At 62.0% G+C, this 23,028-nt stretch carries 20 protein-coding genes, 2 tRNA genes and 1 pseudogene; 7 read left to right on the top strand and 16 right to left on the bottom strand.

Going from position 1 to position 23,028, the window contains the following annotated elements; genetic code table 11:
* Positions 1–272 precede the first annotated feature (272 nt).
* Positions 273–1,037 carry an SDR family oxidoreductase gene (locus tag M1E05_RS09415; protein WP_458111135.1) on the bottom strand — a complete coding sequence of 255 codons (765 nt, stop codon included), beginning with the start codon at positions 1,035–1,037 and terminating at the stop codon, positions 273–275.
* A 90-nt stretch (positions 1,038–1,127) separates the two neighbouring features.
* Between M1E05_RS09415 and valS the strand changes: the two genes are divergently transcribed.
* Positions 1,128–3,806, top strand: coding sequence for a valine--tRNA ligase (gene valS / locus M1E05_RS09410; RefSeq protein WP_461165081.1), 2,679 nt, complete (start codon positions 1,128–1,130; stop codon positions 3,804–3,806).
* A 320-nt stretch (positions 3,807–4,126) separates the two neighbouring features.
* On the opposite strand, the gene M1E05_RS09405 is transcribed toward valS, so the two are convergent.
* The 6 genes from M1E05_RS09405 to M1E05_RS09380 form a co-directional block, all read right to left on the bottom strand.
* A complete protein-coding gene (locus M1E05_RS09405) occupies positions 4,127–4,741 on the bottom strand; it encodes a mycothiol-dependent nitroreductase Rv2466c family protein (protein ID WP_461165080.1) in 615 nt (204 codons plus the stop codon).
* Positions 4,742–4,808: 67 nt separating this feature from the next.
* A complete protein-coding gene (gene clpX / locus M1E05_RS09400) occupies positions 4,809–6,098 on the bottom strand; it encodes an ATP-dependent Clp protease ATP-binding subunit ClpX (protein ID WP_458111138.1) in 1,290 nt (429 codons plus the stop codon).
* Between the two features lie 184 nt (positions 6,099–6,282).
* Positions 6,283–6,942, bottom strand: coding sequence for an ATP-dependent Clp protease proteolytic subunit (locus M1E05_RS09395; RefSeq protein ID WP_066291976.1), 660 nt, complete (start codon positions 6,940–6,942; stop codon positions 6,283–6,285).
* A gap of 36 nt (positions 6,943–6,978) precedes the next feature.
* Positions 6,979–7,575, bottom strand: a complete 597-nt coding sequence (locus M1E05_RS09390; protein ID WP_309105495.1) for an ATP-dependent Clp protease proteolytic subunit — start codon at positions 7,573–7,575, stop codon at positions 6,979–6,981.
* A 244-nt stretch (positions 7,576–7,819) separates the two neighbouring features.
* On the bottom strand, positions 7,820–9,202 hold the full coding sequence (gene tig / locus M1E05_RS09385; protein WP_458111139.1) for a trigger factor: 1,383 nt from the start codon (positions 9,200–9,202) through the stop codon (positions 7,820–7,822).
* Between the two features lie 80 nt (positions 9,203–9,282).
* Positions 9,283–9,357 (bottom strand) — tRNA-Pro (locus tag M1E05_RS09380).
* Positions 9,358–9,504: 147 nt separating this feature from the next.
* Here M1E05_RS09380 and M1E05_RS09375 point away from each other — a divergent pair.
* Positions 9,505–9,578: transfer RNA gene (locus M1E05_RS09375), tRNA-Gly, on the top strand.
* Between the two features lie 62 nt (positions 9,579–9,640).
* Here M1E05_RS09375 and M1E05_RS09370 read toward each other — a convergent pair.
* From M1E05_RS09370 to M1E05_RS09355, 4 genes and pseudogenes are all read right to left on the bottom strand, one after another.
* Positions 9,641–10,203 (bottom strand): annotated as a pseudogene (locus M1E05_RS09370) (squalene cyclase); the annotation flags it as partial.
* Between the two features lie 27 nt (positions 10,204–10,230).
* Positions 10,231–11,127 carry an Fpg/Nei family DNA glycosylase gene (locus M1E05_RS09365; protein WP_461165079.1) on the bottom strand — a complete coding sequence of 299 codons (897 nt, stop codon included), beginning with the start codon at positions 11,125–11,127 and terminating at the stop codon, positions 10,231–10,233.
* A complete protein-coding gene (locus M1E05_RS09360; protein ID WP_309105384.1) occupies positions 11,127–11,621 on the bottom strand; it encodes a ribose-5-phosphate isomerase in 495 nt (164 codons plus the stop codon). The genes M1E05_RS09365 and M1E05_RS09360 overlap by 1 nt, the downstream gene beginning before the upstream one ends.
* A 68-nt stretch (positions 11,622–11,689) precedes the next feature.
* On the bottom strand, positions 11,690–12,682 hold the full coding sequence (locus tag M1E05_RS09355) for a hypothetical protein (protein WP_458111141.1): 993 nt from the start codon (positions 12,680–12,682) through the stop codon (positions 11,690–11,692).
* 145 nt (positions 12,683–12,827) lie between these two features.
* On the opposite strand from M1E05_RS09355, the gene pepN reads away from it, so the two are divergent.
* Together pepN and M1E05_RS09345 are read left to right on the top strand one after the other, a co-directional pair.
* Entirely contained in the window at positions 12,828–15,383 is a 2,556-nt protein-coding gene (gene pepN, locus M1E05_RS09350) for an aminopeptidase N (protein ID WP_458111142.1), read from the top strand.
* A 3-nt stretch (positions 15,384–15,386) separates the two neighbouring features.
* Complete coding sequence (locus M1E05_RS09345; protein ID WP_461165078.1) at positions 15,387–15,866, top strand: OsmC family protein; 480 nt, start codon at positions 15,387–15,389, stop codon at positions 15,864–15,866.
* A gap of 3 nt (positions 15,867–15,869) precedes the next feature.
* On the opposite strand, the gene M1E05_RS09340 is transcribed toward M1E05_RS09345, so the two are convergent.
* Entirely contained in the window at positions 15,870–16,880 is a 1,011-nt protein-coding gene (locus M1E05_RS09340; RefSeq protein ID WP_461165077.1) for a Rossmann-fold NAD(P)-binding domain-containing protein, read from the bottom strand.
* Positions 16,881–17,015: 135 nt separating this feature from the next.
* Here M1E05_RS09340 and M1E05_RS09335 point away from each other — a divergent pair, with 135 nt between their 5' ends.
* Both M1E05_RS09335 and M1E05_RS09330 read left to right on the top strand, forming a co-directional pair.
* Complete coding sequence (locus tag M1E05_RS09335; protein WP_458111144.1) at positions 17,016–17,681, top strand: mechanosensitive ion channel family protein; 666 nt, start codon at positions 17,016–17,018, stop codon at positions 17,679–17,681.
* A 2-nt stretch (positions 17,682–17,683) separates the two neighbouring features.
* On the top strand, positions 17,684–18,154 hold the full coding sequence (locus tag M1E05_RS09330; RefSeq protein ID WP_461165076.1) for a globin: 471 nt from the start codon (positions 17,684–17,686) through the stop codon (positions 18,152–18,154).
* Between the two features lie 10 nt (positions 18,155–18,164).
* Here M1E05_RS09330 and M1E05_RS09325 read toward each other — a convergent pair whose 3' ends face one another.
* Complete coding sequence (locus M1E05_RS09325; protein WP_461165075.1) at positions 18,165–18,830, bottom strand: hypothetical protein; 666 nt, start codon at positions 18,828–18,830, stop codon at positions 18,165–18,167.
* 63 nt (positions 18,831–18,893) lie between these two features.
* Between M1E05_RS09325 and M1E05_RS09320 the strand changes: the two genes are divergently transcribed.
* On the top strand, positions 18,894–19,871 hold the full coding sequence (locus M1E05_RS09320; RefSeq protein WP_461165074.1) for an acyl-CoA thioesterase: 978 nt from the start codon (positions 18,894–18,896) through the stop codon (positions 19,869–19,871).
* Positions 19,872–19,969: 98 nt separating this feature from the next.
* Here the strand turns inward: M1E05_RS09320 and ettA are convergent, their stop codons facing one another.
* The 3 genes from ettA to M1E05_RS09305 all read right to left on the bottom strand — a co-directional run bounded on the left by ettA (position 19,970) and on the right by M1E05_RS09305 (position 23,007).
* Positions 19,970–21,652, bottom strand: a complete 1,683-nt coding sequence (gene ettA, locus M1E05_RS09315) for an energy-dependent translational throttle protein EttA (RefSeq protein ID WP_309105393.1) — start codon at positions 21,650–21,652, stop codon at positions 19,970–19,972.
* Positions 21,653–21,735: 83 nt separating this feature from the next.
* Positions 21,736–22,221 carry a DUF6993 domain-containing protein gene (locus M1E05_RS09310; protein ID WP_461165073.1) on the bottom strand — a complete coding sequence of 162 codons (486 nt, stop codon included), beginning with the start codon at positions 22,219–22,221 and terminating at the stop codon, positions 21,736–21,738.
* Positions 22,222–22,413: 192 nt separating this feature from the next.
* Complete coding sequence (locus M1E05_RS09305; protein ID WP_461165072.1) at positions 22,414–23,007, bottom strand: single-stranded DNA-binding protein; 594 nt, start codon at positions 23,005–23,007, stop codon at positions 22,414–22,416.
* Positions 23,008–23,028 lie beyond the last annotated feature (21 nt).

The following is a 23,028-nucleotide window of genomic DNA, read 5'->3' as shown; positions in this document are numbered from 1 at the left end:
ACTGCTGTAACGGGCTTACCCGTCCGGCTCTACTGACCTTCTCCGCGCATGACGTTCGGTGAAGGCGTTCTTCCGGAAGCTCGCCGGTGATTGCCGGGTCAAAGCTGTTGCAGCAAGTCTAACTGTTCCCGCCGGGGCCCTGCTAACCGGAATTCCTCCCGGCGAGGGAGGTGGTGACGAGGCAATCATCCTTGGGCTCGTGCCTATGACACGTGCAAAGCGGACACGTGCAAAGCGCTACCCTCCGGGTCCCGGGGGTCGGCTGACGAGGATCAGGGGCTCTTCCGGATGACTTTGTGATTGGCAGCCTGCGCTACCGGCCGGATCACAATCTGATCCAGATTCACATGGTGCGGGGCCGTGACTGCATAGCGGACGACGTCGGCCACGTCTTCGGCTGTCAACGGGTTCTCGACGCCCTGGTAGACATTTTCGGCGGCGGTGCGGTCTCCACCGAGGCGGTTGAGGGAAAATTCCTCGGTCTGGACCATCCCAGGCGCAATTTCGATGACGCGGATGTTGTGCTCTGCCTCTTCCAGCCTGAGTGCCCCGGTCAGGGCGTGCTGCCCGAACTTCGCTGCGTTGTAGCCCGCACCGCCCTCATAGGCGACCAGCCCGGCGGTGGATGTGAGGTTCAGCACTGTGCCTTTGCCGTTGGCCCGGAGCATCGGCAGGAAGGCGCGTGTAAGTTTCATGGTTCCCAGGACATTCACCTCGAACATCCAGGTCCACTCTTCAGTCTTTGCCTCCCCGACCTTGTCGGTGCCGCGGGCACCGCCGGCAATATTGACCAGCGTGTCAGCGCCTCCGGCCTCAGTGACCACAGCCAGCAACCGTGCGACGTCGGCGTCCTGGGTAATATCCGCCGCGATAGCGACCGCACCAGTCTCGGCCGCCAGTGAGGCCAGCCTTTCCTCCCGGCGGGCTACCGCGAAAACGTTCCAGCCCTGCTTTCGGAGCGCACGGACGGTAGCCTCGCCGATCCCTGTGCTTGCCCCGGTAACCACTGCCGTCTTGTTCGGTGTCTCCTCAGTCATGGCACCACCCTAGCGGGATTGCGCGCTCCGCGATTCGAGTGTGACCAGCTCCCGTGCGGGCCATGGAAGAGACCATGAAACAATTGCTCCATGGCTCAAGCAAATCAGGGTACAGACACGCCCACCACTGCCCCTATTAACGTTCCCGACAAGCCCGCGCTGGAAGGGCTGGAAGCTGCCCTCACGCAGCGCTGGCTGAACGAAGGTACGTACAAGTTCGATCCGCAGACGACGCGTGAACAGGTCTATTCCATAGACACTCCCCCGCCGACGGCATCAGGGTCCCTTCACGTGGGCCACATGTTCTCGTATACGCAGACAGACGCGCTGGCACGCTATCAGCGGATGTCCGGCAAGAACGTCTTCTACCCCATGGGCTGGGACGACAACGGCCTGCCCACGGAACGCCGCGTGCAGAATTTCTACGGCGTGCGCTGCGATCCTGCCGTTCCCTATAATGCCGATTACCAGCCGCCGGCGGTGCCAGCCAAGAACCAGCGCGATTTCGACGTCGTCTCGCGCCGGAACTTCATTGAGCTATGCGAGGAGCTGGCGGTTGAGGACGAGAAAGTCTTCGAGAACCTCTTTCAGACCCTGGGGCTGTCCGTCGACTGGAACCTCACCTACCGGACGATTGACGACAACTCCCGCGCCGTCTCCCAGCGAGCTTTCCTGGCCAACCTGACCGCCGGTGACGCCTACATGGCCGAGGCCCCCACGCTGTGGGACGTGACTTTCCGCACTGCTGTGGCGCAGGCTGAGCTGGAGGACCGCGAGGTGGCCGGCGCGTACTACCGCTACCCGTTCTTCACTGAAGACGGCGAAAAGATCTACATCGAGACCACCCGCCCGGAACTTCTGGCCGCGTGTGCCGCATTGGTGGCAAACCCCGACGACGAGCGCTACCAGCCGCTGTTCGGCAAGAAGGTCACCTCGCCCCTGTTCGGAGTGGAGGTGGAGGTGAAGGCCCATCATCTCGCCAAAGCGGACAAGGGTTCAGGCATTGCCATGGTCTGCACCTTTGGTGATCTCACCGACGTTACCTGGTGGCGGGAGCTCCAGCTGCCCACCCGCGCCATTGTTGGCCGGGACGGCCGGATCATCGGCGAGACGCCGGAATGGATCACCACAGACGCGGGCCGTGAAGCATTTGAAGCCATCTCCGGCAAGACGGTGTTCAGCGCGAAGGAATCGGTAGTGAAACTCCTTTCCGAGGCTGACCTGCTCGACGGCGAGCCCAAGAAGATCATGCACCCGGTCAACTTCTACGAAAAGGGCGACAAGCCCCTCGAAGTGGTCACCTCCCGCCAGTGGTACATCCGCAACGGCGGACGCGACGAGGACCGCCGCGAACGCCTCATAGCCCGCGGGCGTGAGATCGAATTCCACCCCTCATTCATGCGTTCACGTTACGAGAACTGGATCTCCGGGCTGAACGGAGACTGGCTGGTTTCCCGTCAGCGCTTCTTCGGCGTACCCATTCCTGTCTGGTACCCGCTGGATGTTGACGGCAACCCGCAGTATGACGCGCCGATCCTTCCGGCGGACGAGCAGCTGCCGGTGGACCCGGCAGCCGATGCGGCACCCGGCTATGAAGAAGCCCAGCGCGACGTTCCGGGCGGCTTTACCGGAGACGCAGATATCCTGGACACCTGGGCGACTTCCTGCCTGACGCCGCAGATCGTGGGCGGCTGGAGCCGTGACGAGGAACTCTTCGCCAAGGTCTTCCCGTTCGATCTCCGCCCCCAGGGCCACGACATCATCCGGACCTGGCTCTTTTCCTCCGCCGTCCGCGCCGATGCCCTGCAGAACACCGCACCCTGGAAGCACGCTGCAATCTCCGGCTGGATCCTGGACCCGGAGCGGAAGAAGATGTCCAAGTCCAAGGGCAACGTGGTGGTTCCCACCGACATCCTGGAAGAGTTCGGCTCCGATGCCGTCAGGTACTGGGCTACGTCAGCGAAGCTGGGAGCGGATACGGCCTACGAGATCGCGCAGATGAAGATCGGCCGCAGGCTGGCCATCAAGCTGCTGAACGCCTCCAAGTTCGTCCTCAACCTTGGCGCCACCGAGAACTCCGTGGTTTCCGGCGACCTGTCGGTGCTGACCAATCCCGGGGTTGGTCTGCCCGCCCCGGAAAAAGCACCCGCGTCGGGAGCCCTGACCAACCCCTTGGACCGGGCAGTGCTCGCGCAGCTTTCGGACGTGGTGCAGCAGGCCACCAAGGCTTTTGAGAACTACGACTACGCGCGTGCGCTGCAGATTACCGAGAGCTTCTTCTGGCAGTTCACAGACGATTACGTGGAGCTCATTAAGGACCGGGCCTACGGTGCGTCCGGGCCTACGGAACAGGCATCAGTTCTTGCTGCCCTCGCTACCACCCTGGACACGCTGCTGCGCCTGTTCGCCCCCTTCCTGCCCTTCGCAACCGAGGACGTGTGGAGCTGGTGGCGCTCAGGTTCAGTTCACCGTGCAGCCTGGCCGTCAGCCTTGGAGGTTTCCGACGGCGACACCACCATGCTCGCAACCGTGGGCACAGCACTGAGCGGAATCCGCAAGGCGAAGTCCGAGGCCAAGGTCAAACAGCGCACCGAGGTTCTTTCCGCAACGATCACTGCGTCCGAGGCCCTGACAGCGCAGCTGCGGGCTGGCCTTGGCGACTTGAAAGCTGCCTCGAATGCCCGCGAACTGACCCTCGAAGCCTCGAACGGCGAATTGACTGTGAGTGCCGTGGAGTTGGCTCCCGCTGAAGAGGTGCAGAAGGCCTAGGAGCGTCAGGAGCTATTTTTGGGCAAAGGGGAAGCCCCATCAGCGTTTTGCCGTTGGTGGGGCTTCGACTTTTCGGCTGTCTGGTGACGTCTTTGACAGTCTGGCAAGATCCTCAGATTTTCAGGTCTTCCTACCCCGTCACTGGTAGTCTGCTTCTGACTTTGCCGAAGGCTGCGTCAGATGCATGTCACTGAATCTTTGGTTCTTGCGTCCCACTTCTTTCGAAGTGGGTAAGACCTATTGTTGTCCCGCGGTCAGTGATGCGCAAGGGCACCGGGAGAACTACAACATGGTAGTTTTCCGGTGCCCTTGCGACAGCTTCAGTTGAACTCCGGGCGTTCCGTCCGGCTCCGCTTGAGCTCGAAGAAATGCGGGAACCCTGCAAGAGTTACCGTTGCATCCCACAGCCGGCCTGCTTCCTCACCCCGCGGTATCCGAGTCAGGACCGGGCCGAAGAAGGCGGTGCCGTTGAAGGCAACAACCGGGGTTCCGACGTCCTGGCCCACGAGGGAGATTCCGGCTTCGTGGCTTGCACGCAATTGCGAATCGAAGTCATCCGAAGCGGCCGCCTTGGCAAGATCCGACGGCAGGCCGCATTCTGCCAGTGCTTTCGCGATCACGAGCCCGTAGTCCTTCTCGCCGCCGTCGTGGATCAAGGTGCCCATCGCGTCATACAACGGCTTGATAACCTGAGCCCCATGCTGCTCGCTGGCGGCAATGATGACGCGGACCGGACCCCATGCCTTGTCCATCAGTTCGCGGTAGCCGCCGTCAAGATCGCGGCCCTCGTTCAGGACGGCCAGGCTCATGACGTGCCATTCCGTGGCGATGTCGCGGACTTCCTCCACCTCACCGATCCACCGGGACGTGATCCAGGCGAAGGGGCAGACGGGGTCGAACCAGAAGTCGGCTTTACTGGCAGTGGTTTCAGGCACAGTGAATCTCCTCGAAAAGGCGTCAGGGCATGGCACGATACAGGCGCACGCTCAGCACAGCGAAGGCCTAGGCGGATTTATTCCGCCGTTTCGCCACCACGTCATGGGCGATCATGGTGGGTTGGGCCTTCTTGGAGACAACGTCGGCCGTGATGACAACGCTGGCGATGTCATCACGGCTGGGCAGATCGAACATCACGGGAAGCAGGACTTCCTCCAGGATGGCACGCAGGCCGCGGGCTCCGGTGCCCCGCTCCAAAGCCTGATCGGCGATGATGTTCAGGGCCTCGTCATCGAACACGAGCTCCACGCCGTCCAGCTGGAACATCTTCTGGTACTGCTTGATGAGGGCGTTCTTGGGGGTGGAGAGGATCTGGATCAGCGCCGAACGGTCCAGGTGGGAGACGGTGGTGATAACGGGGAGCCTGCCAATGAACTCCGGGATAAGCCCGAACTTCAACAGGTCCTCAGGCATGACTTCGCCGTAGGAGTCGACCTTGTTCTTGACCTCGTTCAGCGGGGCACCAAATCCTATGCCCTTGCGCCCGGAGCGGGAACCGATGATTTCCTCCAGGCCAGCGAACGCGCCGGCGACGATGAACAGAACGTTCGTCGTGTCTATCTGGATGAACTCCTGGTGCGGGTGCTTGCGTCCGCCCTGCGGCGGAACTGACGCGACAGTTCCTTCCAGGATCTTCAGGAGCGCCTGCTGCACGCCTTCACCGGAGACGTCACGGGTGATGGACGGGTTCTCGCTCTTCCGCGAGATCTTATCGATCTCGTCAATGTAGATAATGCCCTGCTCGGCCTTCTTGACGTCATAGTCCGCTGCCTGGATCAGCTTCAGCAGGATGTTCTCGACGTCCTCGCCAACGTAGCCGGCCTCGGTCAGCGCCGTTGCATCGGCGACGGCGAACGGAACATTAAGCCGGCGTGCAAGGGTCTGGGCAAGGTAGGTTTTTCCGCAGCCGGTGGGACCGATCAGCAGGATGTTGGACTTTGAAATCTCTACGTCGTCATGGTGGACGCCTTCCGCAAGGCTGCCGCTCTTGGGTGCGTGCCCGGCCTGGATGCGCTTGTAGTGGTTGTAGACAGCCACTGCCAGCGATCGCTTGGCCGGCTCCTGGCCGATGACGTATTCCTGCAGGAAGTCGAAGATCTCGCGGGGCTTGGGAAGCTCGAAGCTGCCAAGATCAGCTACTTCCGCAAGTTCTTCCTCAATGATCTCGTTGCAAAGCTCGATACATTCGTCGCAGATATAGACACCCGGCCCGGCAATGAGCTTGCGCACCTGCTTCTGGCTCTTTCCGCAGAAAGAACACTTCAGCAAATCGGTGCTCTCGCCAATCCGAGCCATATGGAAACCCCTTAGTATCTTGCCGCGAAAGCAGCTTTGCACCGGTTGTTGGAATCACCGACGTGCCTGAGACAAGCCCCGCAGTGACAACATCCACTCTAGGTCACATTGGGCCTGAAGGGTGGAAACCGGACGCCGATACGGTCCAAAAAAATCTGAACCGTACCGGCGTCGGGCGGAATTGCTACCGCGTGATAGCCTGCGGCTTGATCTTGCGTGAGTCAAGAACCTGGTCGATGAGGCCGTAATTCATGGCCTCCTCTGCGGTGAGGATCTTGTCGCGCTCGATGTCATTGTTGACCTGCTCGGACGTCCGGCCCGAGTGGTGGGCGAGGGTATCCTCAAGCCAGGAGCGCATGCGCATGACCTCCGCGGCCTGGATTTCGAGGTCCGAAGCCTGGCCGCCCTGTCCGCCGGAGAGGGCGGGCTGGTGGATGAGGACCCTGGCGTTCGGCAGAGCGAGGCGCTTGCCCGGGGTTCCTGCGGCGAGGAGCACTGCTGCGGCGCTGGCAGCCTGCCCCAAGCACACGGTCTGGATCTCGGGACGGATGTACTGCATGGTGTCATAGATGGCTGTCATGGCCGTGAAGGAGCCGCCCGGCGAGTTGATGTACAGCGTGATGTCGCGGTCCGGGTCGGTGGACTCGAGTACGAGCAACTGTGCCATGACGTCGTCGGCCGAAGCGTCGTCAACCTGGACGCCGAGGAAGATAATACGGTCCTCGAACAGTTTGGTGTAAGGATCCTGCCGTTTGAAGCCATAGGGGGTGCGCTCTTCGAACTGCGGCAGTACGTAGCGGCTGGTAGGCAAATTACCGGCAGACGATCCGAAGTTGTAAGTCATGTCCATTGCTCCTGAATTCAGTTCTGTCTGTACCGGTTAGTTCTGCGCGGTTCCGCCGCCACCGGCAACGGATCCGGCGTGGGCGGAGATTCTGTCGAAGAAGCCGTATTCCAGGGCCTCTACGGCGGTGAACCACTTGTCGCGGTCGTTGTCCTTGAGGATGGTGTCGACGGTCTGGCCGGTCTGCTCTGCCGTGAGTTCGGCCATGACTTTCTTCATGTGCAGAATGAGTTCCGCCTGGATCTTGATGTCCGAGGCCGTGCCGCCGATGCCGCCTGAAGGCTGGTGCATCAGGATGCGGGCATTCGGTGTGGCGTAGCGCTTGCCCTTGGTGCCCGAGGACAGCAGGAACTGGCCCATGGAAGCCGCGAGGCCTGTAGCCACGGTGACAACATCATTCGGGATGAACTGCATGGTGTCGTAGATAGCCATGCCGGCGGTGACGGAGCCGCCGGGAGAGTTGATGTAGAGGTAGATGTCCTTATCGGGATCCTCTGCCGAGAGGAGCAGCAGCTGGGAGCAGATCGCGTTGGCGTTCTCGTCACGGACCTCGGAGCCGAGCCAGATGATGCGCTCTTTCAGCAGTCGGTTGTAGATGTAGTTGTCCTGGGCGGCCGGATCGACAGTGGCCATTCTCGGAGCCGCTGATTGCTGTGACATATGTGCTTACCTCTCGCTGGTGACGGTGACGTCACTGAACGACATCACTGAACTTCACTACTTGGACACTAACCGTTTTCGCGGCCGTTTTGTTCTCAGGAATCGCGCTGTTCGCTGACGGCGCATCGTACTCACGCAGTTGGTTCCGTGCGTCAAAACGGTGGTTAAATGCGGCAGCCCCCGGATCAGGAATCCAGGGGCTGCCTTGCAACATAGCTTAGAACTTTACGGCTGCCGGGTCGTCGCTGGCAGCGACCTCGGTTGCCGGGGCATCGGTCTCTTCGCCTTCGGCGACAGGTGCCTCTTCGGTACCGGGGCGCACGAAGTCACTCAGGTCAACAGCCTTGCCGTCGGTGTCGGTTACCTCCGCCTGGCCCAGCACAACAGCGAGAGCCTTGCGACGGCGGACCTCGGAAACCATCATGGGCACCTGGCCGCTCTGATCGATGATCTGCGCGAACTGGTTCGGGTCCATGCCGTACTGGCTGGCAGTGGTCACGATGTAGTCGATGAGCTCGTTCTGGCTGACCCCGACCTCTTCTTTGTCCGCAATGGCGTCAAGAATGATCTCGTTCTGGAACGCCCGCTCCGTGTTGGCCTTTACTTCGGCGCGGTGCTCTTCGGTGTCGTGATCGCCTTCACCGTGGGAGTTCTCAGCCTTGAAGTGGGCTTCGAGCTGCTCTTCCACTACGGAGTCCGGAACGGGAACCTCAACCAGCTCGACCAGCTTGTCAAGGACCTTGTCGCGGGCCTCTACGCCCTGCTCCACAACCTTGGACTCAGCTGCCTGCTTGGCAAGGTCCTCACGCAGTTCTGCAAGAGTGTCGAACTCCGATGCAAGCTGGGCGAAGTCGTCGTCGGCCTCAGGGAGCTCGCGCTCCTTCACGGACTTGACTACTACCTTGACCTGCGCGGATTCACCGGCGTGGTCACCGCCAACGAGGGTGGTTTCGAAAATGGCGTCCTCATCGGCACTCAGGCCGGTGACGGCCTCGTCGAGGCCTTCGAGCATGGTGCCGGTTCCCACCTGGTAGGAAAGGCCGGAAGCCGAATCGACTTCAGCGCCATCAATGGTGGCTGTGATGTCGATTGTGAGGAAGTCACCATCAGCGGCCGGGCGGTCAACGGGCTTCAGGGTACCGAAGCGGCCGCGAAGCTCATCAAGGGCCTTGTCGACATCGGCGTCCGAAGAAGCAGCGGCAGCGACCTCAACCTTGATGCCGGCGTAGTCAGGAAGTTCAACCTCGGGACGAACGTCAACCTCGGCGTGGAACTTCAGTTCGCCGTCGGTGGAGGACGGGTCCGGCACCTCGGTGATTTCAACCTCGGGACGGCTCAGGGGACGGATTCCCGACTCCTGAACAGCAGCCTGGTACCAGCCGTTGAGGCCTTCGTTGATGGCAGTCTCCAGCACGTAGCCGCGGCCGACGCGCTGATCGATCAGCTTGGAAGGAACCTTGCCCTTACGGAAACCGGGGACCTGGATCTGCGAAGCGACAGTCTTGTATGCCTCTTCGATGCTGGGCTTCAATTCCTCAAAAGGGACCTCAACATTGAGCTTGACCCGTGTAGGGGTGAGGTTCTCGACAGCGCTCTTCACAGTCTAAGTACTCCTGGTTTTTGTGGGATGGATTTCTGCGAACTCAAGGTCCTGTCCGGCCGTCGGCCGGGACTGCAGAGTCGGGGTGACAGGATTTGAACCTGCGACTTCCTGCTCCCAAAGCAGGCGCTCTAGCCAAGCTGAGCTACACCCCGTTAGTGCACAGGACAGTCTACGGGGATTTTGGCTTGGAATGCACATTTGACACTTGGGGCATGAATTAGGTTTAGTTGTATCCGGCTTGAAGAAGCCACCGGAAAGATCTGCGAGAATGGCTACAGACGCTGTTGTTGCGCCTTCCCGGGGACGTAGCTTAATGGTAAAGCCTCAGTCTTCCAAACTGATTACGCGGGTTCGATTCCCGTCGTCCCCTCCAGTTGCCAACACCCTGGTCCCCGGACCAGGGTGTTTTTTTTTGCCTAAAATCAGTGGCTGAAATCAGGCTGGTTGACTCGCGCCGTTCTCCTCGTCCCACCAAGCAAGTACGCGGGTGCCGTAGAAAGTGAGCCACTTGGACGGCTGGCCAGGAGGCACGTCGACCTCGAACCACACCGCCCTGGATGACGGCGTTCCTGCAGCCACGTTCCGTCGGGACGTCGGGCTGCGCGGATCACTCCCATCGCTTCTGCGAGCCGCGGATCGGGTGCTTTGCCATCGTGGCCCTTCAGCGAGTTAAGCGTGGAATGGAAGGAGGAGCGGGTGGAGCCCTCCATCCACTCGCAGTTCCAGCCGGCGTCGGCCATCCGGTGGTCGAGAAACCACTGGGCGACCCCGGAGACGTCGGCCCCGAGCCAGAGACCGTTGGAAAGTGTGAATGCATTGATGCAGCAGTCCACCTCTCCGCCCCAATACGGGAGGTTGTCATACTCCCACCGGCTGTTGGCCGCCAGCAGCCCGGCTGTACCGGCGAGCCCGCCAGCATCCAGCCCGCAGTCCCGGAGAGTGTTGAGTGCATAAGTCGTCGCGGTCCACGGTTGCCCTGCATCCTCGAGCAGGGCTGGTTCGGGGGCCATCGTTGTCAGGCTACCTCAACCGGTTTGCTGGCAGACAGGGCACCAATAAAGTTTTCTGGCCGAGAGTTCGGTCATTGCTATGGGCGTGCCGCAGACCCGGCACTCGAGGCCCTGGCGGCGATAAGTGAAATGGGCCTCCTCCTGATCCGGCAGGAGATCGGGCCCGGCGGACCAGTATGCGGAAGGGGTGGTGATGATCCTCCCGTCCCGGGCACCGTCGGACATCATCGACACTGCGTCATCCCACAACTCTTCAGCAGCGGCAGGTGTCAGCGACGTCCCGGGCAGCCAAGGGTTTAGCCGCTGCCTGAAGAGCAGTTCCGCCCGGTAGACATTTCCGACGCCGGCAATCACCTTTTGGTCCATAAGTAACGCCGCAATGGGGGTTCGTCTGGTCAGCACGCCACGAACGAAGGTTTCCCTGTCCCCCGGCATGTTCCGCAGCGGGTCAGGGCCCAGCCGCTTGAGCACAGTGGCGAGGTCCTCCGCCGTAATGACGGCACACGTCGTGGCTCCCCTGAGATCAGCCCAGCCGTGGCTGTCCACCAGCCGTACCCTGACAGCGCCTACCGGTTCCGGCGGGCCGGCATATATGACGGGAGCGCCGTCGTCGAACACTTCCTGCTCCCCCACTGTGCGGGGAGCACCGATACTCGAGGCGCCACGGAAGGAATCATCTCCACCAAAGTTCCAGGCCCCGTACAGGCCCAGGTGGACGTGCAGGAAAAGGCCATGGCTGAACTCAAGGAAGAGATGCTTTCCGTGAGCCTGCGAAGCGGAGAGCGTGTGTCCGTCCAGGAGCCTGGCACCGGCGGAGAACCTTCCCTGGGGGCTGCTGACGCTGAGCTGTTTTCCCAGGAAGATGTCCCGGAACTGCCGGGCGAGGCGGTGTACCGAATGCCCTTCGGGCACTAGTCGATGACCTCACCGGTGGTCTCGTAGGCGGCGATCTTCGAGATTCTGCGGACATGCCGTTCGTCGTTGCTGAAAGGTTCCTTGAGAAATGCCTCGATGAGCGCGGTGGCTTCCTCGACACTGTGCTGGCGTCCACCGACTGCGACGACGTTCGCGTCATTGTGTTCGCGGGCGAGGGTGGCCGTGGAGTGGTTCCAGGCCAGTGCGGCCCTTACGCCCTTGACCTTGTTTGCCGCGATCTGTTCACCGTTCCCGGAACCGCCCAGGACAATCCCGAGAGCGTGGACACCCGCCTGCTGGTCTGCAACAACAGCCAGGGCTGCGTTGATGCAGAAGGACGGGTAATCGTCGAGTGCGTCGTAGACCTTGGGTCCGTGATCCACTACGTCATACCCCTGCGAGGTGAGGTGGCGGACGAGGTGGGCGCTGAGCTCCATACCGGCGTGGTCTGTGGCGATATGAACCCGCGGAAATGAAGGGGATGTGGTCACGGCGTTGTCCGTTCTGGTCGTGAGCACCGGGAAGCGTCCGGGCTGTCTTGGGGTTGAAGCTAAGACTACTAGGAACGGCCCTCCCCCCGCGCCCGTGCGGCCACTCGTGACAACACCTCGGCCAGCCTCTGTGCGGAATCCGGATTGCCGCCGCTGACAACTGCCCTTTGTCCGTCAGTTTGCTTCAGCACCACAGCGGGACCACTGCTGACCAGCACTGCTGTAGTGTCCCCGTGGCTCCGGTATCCCCATCCCCCGTATTCGGCGGCCCGTACGTTGGAGGCGGCGGCAGAGGAAATCGTGGCTGCGGGCACGTTCATAACGCGGACGAAACCGGCCACAAAGACGCGAAGGCCGCTCCGGTCAGCAGTGATACGCGCAAACAGAAACGCTGCCAGCACTGCCGCCACCGCCACCAGCAGGCCGCTAAGCCATGGCAGGGCCAGTGCAATCAGCGACGCCGGGAACAGCGTGGCCACAATGAGCATCACAAAGACCGAACTGCGGGCATGGACCCAAAGCCTGACGTTGTCGCGCGCAAGATCAGGATCGAGTTGCTGCTCGAGGGCCTGTTCCAGCGCGCGGTCATCGTCAACCGACCACTGCTCATCTGCCTTGAAGACAAAGCCCACCACCACACCCATGGCAAGGGCAAAGCCGCTTCCCATCGCGAGCACAATGGCGTCAACCTGCGCCGCCCGGGCGTCAGCCACGCCTGCCTGGCCAACCAGCACCGCAGCCAGGACAGCGGTTATGAACAGGCTCAGTGAGATACCTGTTCCCATCATGATCCTGCGCATGAGCACCGGCCTGGAGACGGGGACGGCCTGGAGCAGGACCAGCCAGCTGATGATCACAATGAGGCCTCCGCCGACCCCCACAAAGGCAGGAAACGGCGCAAAGCCCGTAACGCCGTCGGACGTCCACAGGACAGCCAAGGGCTCGGGCAGGTCAGGACGGAGGAGAACGGCGCAGACCACGAATGCCGCGGCCAACAACACCGGAAATCCCAAAGCGAACCGCAGAGCCTTGGCATCCACAGCGTCACGGAACGTTCCCATGGTTCAACGCTACCCCTGCCGGCGGGCGTGTGAGCTGTGTAACTTGCCAACGCTGCCCTAAATGAAAGAATGACTTCACAGTGCTTGGTGGAGGCAGTTTCCCACCGGCAGCCGCAACCTTTTTGGAGGCAACACTTTGCCAGGTATGAACCTGACGCGCGCCGAAGCGCGCGAGCGCGCCGAACTGATCACCGTCGAGTCGTACGAAGTCAGCCTGGACCTGACCAAAGGGGACAAGGTCTTCGGCACCACCACCGCCGTGAATTTCGCTGCAAGACCCGGTTCGTCCACCTTTATCGATGCAGTGACGGAGACTGTCCACAGTGTCACCCTCAACGGGCTGGCCCTGGATCCTTCCGTTGTGGCCGACGGTGTCCGGATCCAGCTCCCCGAACTTGCGGAGCGGAACGAACTCCTGGTTGTTGCGGATGCGCCCTACATGAACACGGGCGAAGGCCTCCACCGTTTTGTCGATCCGGTAGACAACGAGGTCTACCTCTACACCCAGTTCGAGGTCCCGGATTCACGGAGAATGTTCGCTGTGTTCGAACAGCCGGACCTCAAAGCGACCTTCACGTTCACTGTCACTGCCCCTTCACACTGGAATGTGGTGTCCAACTCGCCCACACCAGCGCCGGTGGAGACCATCCCGGCCGTCGACGGCGGTGCCCGGTCCGTGTGGGAATTCGCCGCGACACCACGGCTGTCGTCCTACGTCACTGCCCTCATCGCCGGGCCGTACCAGTCAGTCAGCAGCGAGGTGAAGAGCTCCGACGGCAGGGTTGTTCCCCTGGGAATCTACGCCCGGAAATCGCTGATGCAGTACCTCGACGCCGATAACATCTTCGACCTGACCCGGCAGGGCTTCGAGTTTTTCGAAACCCAGTTTGGCTGCCCGTATCCCTTCGATAAGTACGATCAGCTCTTTGTTCCCGAATTCAATGCGGGAGCCATGGAGAACGCCGGCGCGGTGACCATCCTGGAGGGCTATATCTTCCGGGGCAAGGTGGCCGAAGCGCAGGTGGAGCGCCGTGCCATCACTGTGCTGCACGAACTGGCCCACATGTGGTTCGGAGACCTCGTGACCATGCGGTGGTGGAACGACCTGTGGCTGAATGAGTCCTTCGCCGAGTACATGTCCCATCTCGCGGCGGTGGAGAACACCAAGTTCGATCGCGCCTGGACCACGTTCGCTTCCGTGGAGAAATCCTGGGCGTACCGTCAGGACCAGCTGCCCACCACGCACCCCATTTTTGCCGAAATCAACGACCTGCAGGACGTTGAGGTGAACTTCGACGGCATCACCTACGCCAAGGGAGCGTCGGTACTGCGCCAGCTGGTGGCCTGGGTGGGCCCGGAACAGTTCATGGCTGGCGTGCGGGAGTATTTCCGTAAGTACGCCTGGCAGAACACGGAGCTCAGCGACCTGATGGCTGAGCTGGAGACTGCCAGCGGGCGGGATCTGGACGCCTGGGGCCGGCTCTGGCTCGAAACGGCTGGAGTGAACACGCTCAAGCCCGAACTGGAAGTCGACGACGAAGGCGCCGTCACCTCGTTCGCCATCCTCCAGTCCGCTGTTGAGGACCAGCCCACCATCCGGCCGCACAGGCTGGCTGTGGGGTTCTACAACCTCACGGACGCCGGCAAGCTGGAACGGGTCCACCGCGCAGAGCTCGACGTCGACGGCGAGCGCACGGAAGTTTCCGCCCTGGCCGGATTGCAGCAGCCTGACCTCATCCTGCTGAACGATGATGACCTGGCCTATGCCAAGGTCCGTCTGGACCCTAAATCCCTGGCCACGGCCACGGCGCACCTCAAGGACTTCAGCGAGAGCCTTCCACGCACGCTGGTCTGGGGTTCAGCCTGGGACGCCGCCCGCGACGGCGAAACCCCCGCCCGCGGTTACGTTGAGCTCGTTCTCGCCAACATCGCTCAGGAATCGGACTCGTCGGTCATCCTGGTCCAGTTGCGCCAGCTTGCCACTACATTGAACTTCTACGTGGCAGAAGCCCACAAGGAAGCAACGGCAATTTCGGCAGCGGACCGGTTGTGGGAACTCGCAGGTGCGGTCCCGCCGGCCTCCGACGCCCAGCTGCAGTTCGTCAAGTCCTACGCCCTCCTCGCCAGGAGCGCCGGTCAACTGGACACCGTGGCCGGACTGCTGGAGGGTTCCGTGGTCCTTGACGGGCTTACCGTTGACCAGGACCTCCGGTGGGAGCTCCTGGTTTCGCTGGTTGCCGGTGGCAGGGCTGATCAGGGCCGGATTGACGAGGAACTTGAACGTGACAACACCTCCAATGGCCAGAACGCAGCAGCACTGGCTAAAGCGGCCATTCCCACCCCGGAAGCCAAAGCGGCGGCCTGGGATTCGATCGTGGTCAACGGAGAGCTCTCCAACGCCTTGCAGGCCTCGGCTGTTGCCGGCTTCTCCCGGGTCCTGGACTCCTCGCTCCTCGAGCCGTACGTGGAGAAGTATTTCGACGCCGTCCCCGGCATCGTGGCGTCCCGCACCCATGCGCTGGCCCAGCAGATCGTCGTCGGGCTCTACCCCTCCCAGCTGACAACGCAGGCCACGGTGGACAGGACGGACGAGTTCATCGCCGCCCTTCCCGAAGAAAGCGCAGCGCTCAGGCGCATGATGCTGGAAAACCGCGACGCCGTGGCCCGGGCACTGCGAGCCCGGAAGGCTGATGAGGATTAGGACATGACATTGGCTGAACACCGCTATTCCGTCACTGTCCGCTGGACAGGCAACCTCGGTACCGGAACATCGGCCTACCGGGCGTATTCCCGCGACCACGACATCCGGATTGAGGGGTTGCCCGTCCTGAAGGGTTCGGCGGACCCCACGTTCCACGGGGACAGGACCCGCTACAACCCCGAACAGCTGTTGCTCACCGCCCTGTCACAATGCCATATGCTTTCCTTCCTTCACGTGGCAGTGAAGCGCGGGGTTGTAGTGACGGCCTACGAGGACCATGCCGACGCCATGATGCGCCTCAACCGGGACGGCAGCGGCCAGTTCGAGGAGGCCACCCTCAATCCCCATGTGACCACAGCTGAGGCTACGCCGGACGGGCTGCTGGCGGACATGCATCACGAAGCCAACCAGTTGTGCTTCATCGCACGGAGCGTGAACTTTCCCGTTCGTCATTCCCCGACTTCCGAGGTCGCCGCTGCCTAGTCGTCAATACGCCCGGCCCTGGCCCGCAGGGAGCAGGCTTGCTACCAGACGGTGTTCAGTCGCGGGACTGAGCCCGGCTTTCCGCTCCCTGTCCAGTCCGCGGCTCCGTTCATCCTCAAGCGTGTCACGGAGGGTGTCCTGCCAGGGCCTCAGGGTAAGCCCGCGCGCAACGGCGGCTGAGTTGCTGCGGGCACAAAATCCTTCGTGGTCCGGCGGCAGCCACTGCGGGAGCGAATCCTGGCCAGCCCAAGGAGCAACTCCTTGATTGATGAGCCAGTCTTCGGGGGCTTTGACTGTATCCGTGGCACCGGTCAGCCTTTGCGATTCCTCAATGTACTCCCGGAAGGGGACCACTGCGCCAACCGCATTCAAGGGTTCGGTGATCCCCTGCCGGGCTGCATAGAGGACCCACGCGGCGAGATCCCTGACGTCGATTATCTGGGTGGCTGCGTCGGGAATGTCCGGCACCAAAGCGGGCCCGGTGCGCTCGGCGGCGGCCCGCGCAAACCGGGCAGGCCAGTACCCGTAGCGGTCGGTTTCGTCGCCTGGGCCGCCGATCAGGCCTGCCCTGCAGAGATGGGCTGGACGCATCCTGAGGGTCAGCGCCTCGATGGCCGACTTGGCCTCTCCATAGACTTCGGGAGAGAATGGTGTGCTGTCGGGCAGCGGGTCCAGCAGCCTCGCGTCCTCGCCGGCTCCCAGTACTGAATGATCTGCATAGACTGAACAACTCGACACAAAGGTCCAATGCGCAGCCCGGTCCCCCAACGACTCCAGGGCAGCCCCCGCTTGGTACGGATCGCGTGCCACGTCGATGACTGCGTCCCATTCCCGGGCGGCTTCAGCATAGGCGGAAGTTCCTTCGCTGCGGTCCGCTGAGATCCAGTGGGAGCCGGCCGGGGGTTCCGCGGTTGAGCCCCGTGCCAGGCACGTCACGTTGTGGCCGCCTGCTACCGCTTGCCGGGCAATTTCCGCCGAAAGGAAAGCTGTACCGCCAAGAATCAGGATGCGCATGTGGCCACGCTACGGCGCTAGTGTTGAAAGTAACCAGAGTTTATGCGCCGGGTGAACGCCGGTGAAGTCCGGTAGAAATACCCCCCGTAGAAGTACGCCCGGCACCAGCCGGTGCAGTGAGGAGAACATCCACAGATGTACAGCACGTTGTCGATCGCACCGCCCCTTACGTCCGCCACGGACGGAATCAGCGTTCCGGGAATTGTGATCAGCCTGGGTGTTGGTGTCGCCATCTGGCTGGCGGCGACCTTCGTGATTTCCCGGATCTCCCGACGCGTCGCATCCGGGAGCAGTTTCTTTAAGAAGCCCCATTTCCGGTGGGTGGCGCCGGCGTTGCGTGCCCTTGACCATGAGCGGCGAGTGCAGAGGGCAAACACCATCGGTTCCCTGCTCAACAGCGTGGTGGGGGTGCTCGTCGCAACCATCACCACCATGTATGTGCTCCGCAACCTGGATATCGACATCGCGCCACTGCTGACGAGTGTCGGCATCCTGGGTATCGCCATCGGCTTCGGCGCCCAGCAGCTGATCCGTGACTTCCTCGCCGGGATCTTCATCACCATTGAGGACCAGTACGGAATCGGTGACGTCATCGAGACCAGCGAAGTGGTGGGCACAGTGGAGTCCATGGGCTTGCGGATCACCAGGGTACTCGCCGAGGACGGCACCATCTGGTACCTGCGCAATGGCGAGATCCTCCGGGTGGGCAACCGGTCGCAGGGGACCTATGTTCCCCCGGAACCGCAGCCGGAAGTTGCAGACGACGATGAAGCACCAACATCGCAGAAAGCCGGAGAGTAGTTATGACCAATCCCCCCGTCGAGCCCGGGCAGCCGAAGATGCTGATGCAGAATGATCCATTCAGCCAGCCGGGCTACACTGACAACTTTTACGATGCCGTAGGGGGCCACGACACGTTCGTGAAGCTCATTGACGTCTTCTACGACGGCGTTGCAACGGACCCGATCCTGCGGCCGATGTATCCCGAAGAGGATCTTGAACCGGCCAAGCGCCGCTTCCTGATGTTCCTGGAACAGTATTGGGGTGGGCCCACCACCTACGGCGAAGAACGCGGCCACCCCAGGCTCCGGATGCGGCACATGCCGTTCAGCGTCACTCCTGAAGCGAAGGACCGGTGGCTGCTCCACATGCGGACGGCTGTTGACTCCCTCGAACTTCCGCCGCTGTACGAAAATACCCTGTGGGACTACATGGAGCGCGCCGCACTGTCCATGGTTAACAGCCCTTCCGGCAACGGCCCCTCACGCGCTTAGAGAGTAACGGTCAGAGCCCGAGTCCCGCGCCGCTCCGGGCAAGGACATGCCCCCTGGGGCTGCTGAGCCTGAACCAGCGCCCGGCGCGGTAAAGCTGGTGCTCACCGCTGCCGAGAAAACCCAAAGTCAGGGCGGCGAAGGCCGCTCCGGTGGGGAGTCCCCCGGCCCCGGGAAGATCACGCCCCCAGACGGATGCCCTTGCGTTGTTGACGATGAGGGCACCGGGCTTATCCGGAACAATCTGCGCGACCTCGGCGATCCCGGATTGCGCGGCATCCTTCAGCGCAGAGTCTGTCAGTGAGCCCAGGAGCTCCCAGCCGGTCCGCGGCGCGCCGACCCCCGCCCAGGACTCGGTGACCGTCGACGGCGGGACCGGGAGTTCGACGTCGGACTCCCCTGCCCGTGCCAGACGGTCAAGGACCGCCGCGAGTGTGACAGTAACGTCAGCTTCGGCTGGCTCCGCCAAAGCCATAGTGCGCAGGCCGAGGATGGTGGGCGTGGCTTCGCCGAGCAGCCTCGGCCGCAATACGCACACATAAGCAGCAAGGACCGATCCGGACGCCTGCAGCCGGATGGCGCCGTCGTCCACCGCCTTTGCACGGGTCACGTACGTACGGAGGTCCGCCAGATCCTGGGGATCGGCGAAGCGGAAAGGTTGGGTGAGAACATCTGACACCTTAAGGACTCTACCGCCAGGTGTCCGGTTGAGCAGTACCGGGGTGACGTCTAGAGTCAAACCATGACTGAAGCGGAAGCCGGATTGCAGGCATTGCCCACGCAGGACCCCACCACCTCCTTGATCGAACTTCTTGATCTGGGGGAACTCGAAGGTGCCCGGACGGATGAGGACATCTTTATGGGTCCGTCACAGCGGCAGCCGCGGCAACGTGTTTTCGGAGGCCAGGTTCTGGCCCAATCGCTCATTGCCGCAAACCGCACCGTGGATCCGGCCCGCCATGTGCATTCGATGCACGGTTATTTCCTCCGTCCCGGGGATGCAAACCAACCCATCACTTTCGGCGTGCAACGTCTCCGCGACGGGAGGTCGTTCTCGGCCCGCCGTGTCCACGCTTACCAGGACGGCACACCGATCCTCTCGATGATCGCCTCCTTTCAGGAGGACGACGAGGGCCTTGACCACCAGTCCGAGATGCCGCTGGGAATTCCGGAACCTGAATCGCTGCCCAGCACCGCCGACCTCCTGGGCAAGTACGATCATCCCGTCGCCAGGCATTGGGCCTACGAGCGTCCCATAGACATCCGGCACGTCGACCCCGCACTGTATGTGTCAGCCAACGGCACCAAAGAAGCCAGGAACGCGGTCTGGATGAAAACGTTCGGACCCATGCCGGATGACGCCAACATGCACCGGGCCGCCCTCGCTTACGCCAGCGATTACACCATCCTGGAATCGATCCTGCGAAAGCACGGCCTGAGCTGGGTCACCCCCGGAATGAGCGTCGCCAGCCTTGACCATGCCATGTGGTGGCACCGCCCGGTACGGGTTGACCAGTGGCTGCTCTACGTGCAGGAGTCTCCCAGCGCCCAGGGTGCACGGGGCCTGGCCACCGGCAAGATCTTCGACCGGGAAGGCCGCCATGTTGCTTCGGTGGCGCAGGAAGGCATGGTCCGGATCCCTACCGACCTGAAGAATAAGGTGGTGGGTGCTGTCCAGTCCAAGGTTCTCAAGCACCAGATGCGAAAAGCCGAACGGTAAAACAGTCAGGCAACAGCATTGGGCAAAACGAAAGGCCGGCTCGGCGGGTGATATCCGCCAAGCCGGCCTTCTTCGTTTCCGGACTTTTCCCGTAAGGATCAGTCGCGCGTGAGGCGCCGGTGAGTCACACGGTGCGGCTTCGCGGCATCGGGACCGAGCCGCTCCACCTTGTTCTCCTCATAGGACTCGAAGTTGCCCTCGAACCAGTACCACTTGGACGGGTTCTCCTCATCACCTTCGTAGGCCAGGATGTGGGTTGCCACCCGGTCGAGGAACCAGCGGTCGTGAGAGACGACCACAGCGCAGCCAGGGAATTCCAGGAGGGCGTTTTCAAGGCTGCTGAGCGTTTCGACGTCGAGGTCGTTAGTGGGCTCGTCAAGGAGCAGAAGGTTTCCACCCTGCTTGAGGGTCAGAGCCAGGTTCAAACGGTTACGCTCACCGCCGGAAAGCACTCCTGCTTTCTTCTGCTGGTCCGGGCCCTTGAATCCGAAAGCTGCCACGTATGCCCGGGAGGGCATTTCGACGTGGCCTACCTGGATGTAGTCCAAACCATCGGAAACTACCTCCCACAGCGTCTTGTTGGGATCGATCCCACCGCGGCTCTGGTCCGCATAGGAAATCTTGACGGAGTCACCGATCTTCAGGTCGCCGCCGTCGAGGGGCTCAAGCCCGACGATGGTCTTGAACAAGGTGGTCTTACCCACACCATTCGGGCCGATGACGCCGACAATGCCGTTGCGGGGCAGCGAGAAGGACAGTCCGTCAATGAGGGTCCTGTCCTCGAAGCCCTTCTGCAGGTTCTTGGCTTCGAGCACAAGTCCGCCCAGGCGCGGTCCGGGCGGAATCTGGATCTCTTCGAAGTCGAGCTTGCGCGTGCGGTCAGCTTCCGCCGCCATTTCCTCGTACCGAGCCAGGCGGGCTTTCGACTTGGTCTGGCGGCCCTTGGCGTTCGAGCGGACCCACTCAAGCTCTTCTGTCAGTCGCTTGGCCTGCTTGGCGTCCTTTTTGCCTTGAACTTCCAGGCGCGCACGCTTCTTCTCCAGGTAGGTGGAGTAGTTGCCTTCATACGGGTAGAGGTGCCCGCGGTCCACTTCGGCGATCCACTGGGCTACGTGGTCAAGGAAGTAACGGTCGTGGGTTACGGCCAGAACAGCGCCGTGATAGTTGGAAAGGTGCTGCTCGAGCCATAGCACGCTCTCGGCGTCGAGGTGGTTGGTGGGCTCATCGAGAAGCAGCAGGTCAGGCTTCTGCAACAGCAGCTTGCACAAGGCCACGCGGCGGCGCTCACCGCCGGAAAGGAGCGTCACGTTGGCGTCCGCTGGCGGGCACCGAAGAGCATCCATTGCCTGTTCCAGCTGTGAATCCAGGTCCCAGGCGTCGGCGGCGTCAATCGCTTCCTGGAGGTGGCCCATTTCCTCGAGCAGGGAGTCATAGTCGGCGTCGGGGCTGGCCATTTCCTCGGAGATGGCGTTGAAACGCTCGATCTTTCCGATGATTTCGCCGACGCCCTCCTGGACGTTGCCGAGGACTGTCTTCTCTTCGTTCAGCGGCGGTTCCTGAAGCAGGATGCCCACAGAGTAGCCGGGGCTGAGCCGCGCTTCGCCATTGGAAGGTGTGTCCAAGCCGGCCATGATCTTGAGAATGGTGGATTTACCGGCGCCGTTGGGGCCGACCACACCGATCTTGGCTCCGGGAAAGAACGACATGCTGACGTCGTCGAGAATGAGCTTTTCGCCAACAGCCTTACGGGCCTTGGTCATTGTGTAGATAAATTCCGCCATGGTTCCAAATCTAGTGGGTCGGCCGGGATAACTCACATTCGGGACGGTCTAAGGACATGGAAGGAACCAGGCGTCCTGACAGTTCAGAGCTGTGTACCTGCGAAGCATTTGCCGGTAGAGAGCACGGGCAGAATGATCACCGTGACCTTTCCCTCGCGTACTTGGCCGATCACGCAGTCCTTATCCTGAAGCGCCGCAGCTTCTATCGCATCAACTTCCAGGCCTGTAGGAGTCTGGCTGGCTGACACTTCCAACGCGGACGACGACACCCCTGCAGCAGTAAGCGCGGCAACCATCTGGTCCCTCGTGGGCTTGGCCGAACCGGCCGCCAGATTCTTGAGGGCGTGTTCAACCTTGTCCCTCAGGAGGGCGGTGGCGGGGGCCGGGGCTGCGGCGGAAGGAGTGGGGAGCGCGGAGCCTGCACCCGAGGGAGAACCAGCATTCGGCGTGGCGGAGCCCCCAGGAGAAGCCGGGCCGCCCACATCCGTACCGGCGGGGGGCGTGCAGGCAGACGACGCGATGAGCACGAGAAATGCCAGAACTGTTGCGCGCTGATGGCGTGCGGGCAAAATACGAAGGGTTGGCGTACGACGGGTCGGCCTCAGAGGTTTAGTCGCTCGCATCACCTTGCCATTCTGCCATGCAGTTCGCGCCCCTTTCGGCACCCGGGCGCCCTGCGCCCGGCGACGCCGCTGCAGCTGCGGCGCCGCCTTTCACCGAAACTGCCTTGAGAAGCCGTGACACAGCGATCCTGTTCTTTATCAGGCCGCGGCGCCCGTCAGCTCGCCAGTACTGGAATCAACGGCGAACAGCTCTCCGCTTTCCTCATCGACGAAAACTGAGGGTGGTTCTTCCATCCCTGGCGGCACGTCGGAAGCGTCGCCGGGTTCGCGTCCCGGGCCGTCGTCGTCCGGCTCTGCAACGAATTCGCCGGACGCGCGCCCGGAATCTCCCTCAGGGGCAATCTGCACAGCCTGGGTACTGGATTGTCCGTTCTGCCCAGAGGTCCGGATGAAGTTGGCTGAACCCCACATGAGGTCGTGACCGACGGATTCGGCGTCAATTTCCGCCACGTGGTAGATACGCCCGTCCTTCTCCCAACTGCGCATTTTGAGGCGGCCAACCACGATGACGCGCTGCCCCTTCTTGATGCTGCAGGCCAGGTTGCCTGCCAGTTGCCGGTACCCCTGCACAGTGAACCAGTTGGTATTGCCGTCCACCCAGGCGCTGGTGGCGCGGTCAAAGCGGCGGTCCGTGGAGCCAATCCGAAAGGACGCGGTGGCCGTTCCGCCTGGCGTCGTTGAAGTCTTGATCTCGGTGACCACGAAGCCACGGACCGTAATGTTGTCAGTCATGGTGATGTCCTGTCTCGAAGT

This window comes from Arthrobacter sp. R4-81, from assembly GCF_054792365.1.
This window is presented reverse-complemented; position numbering and strand designations above follow the sequence as displayed.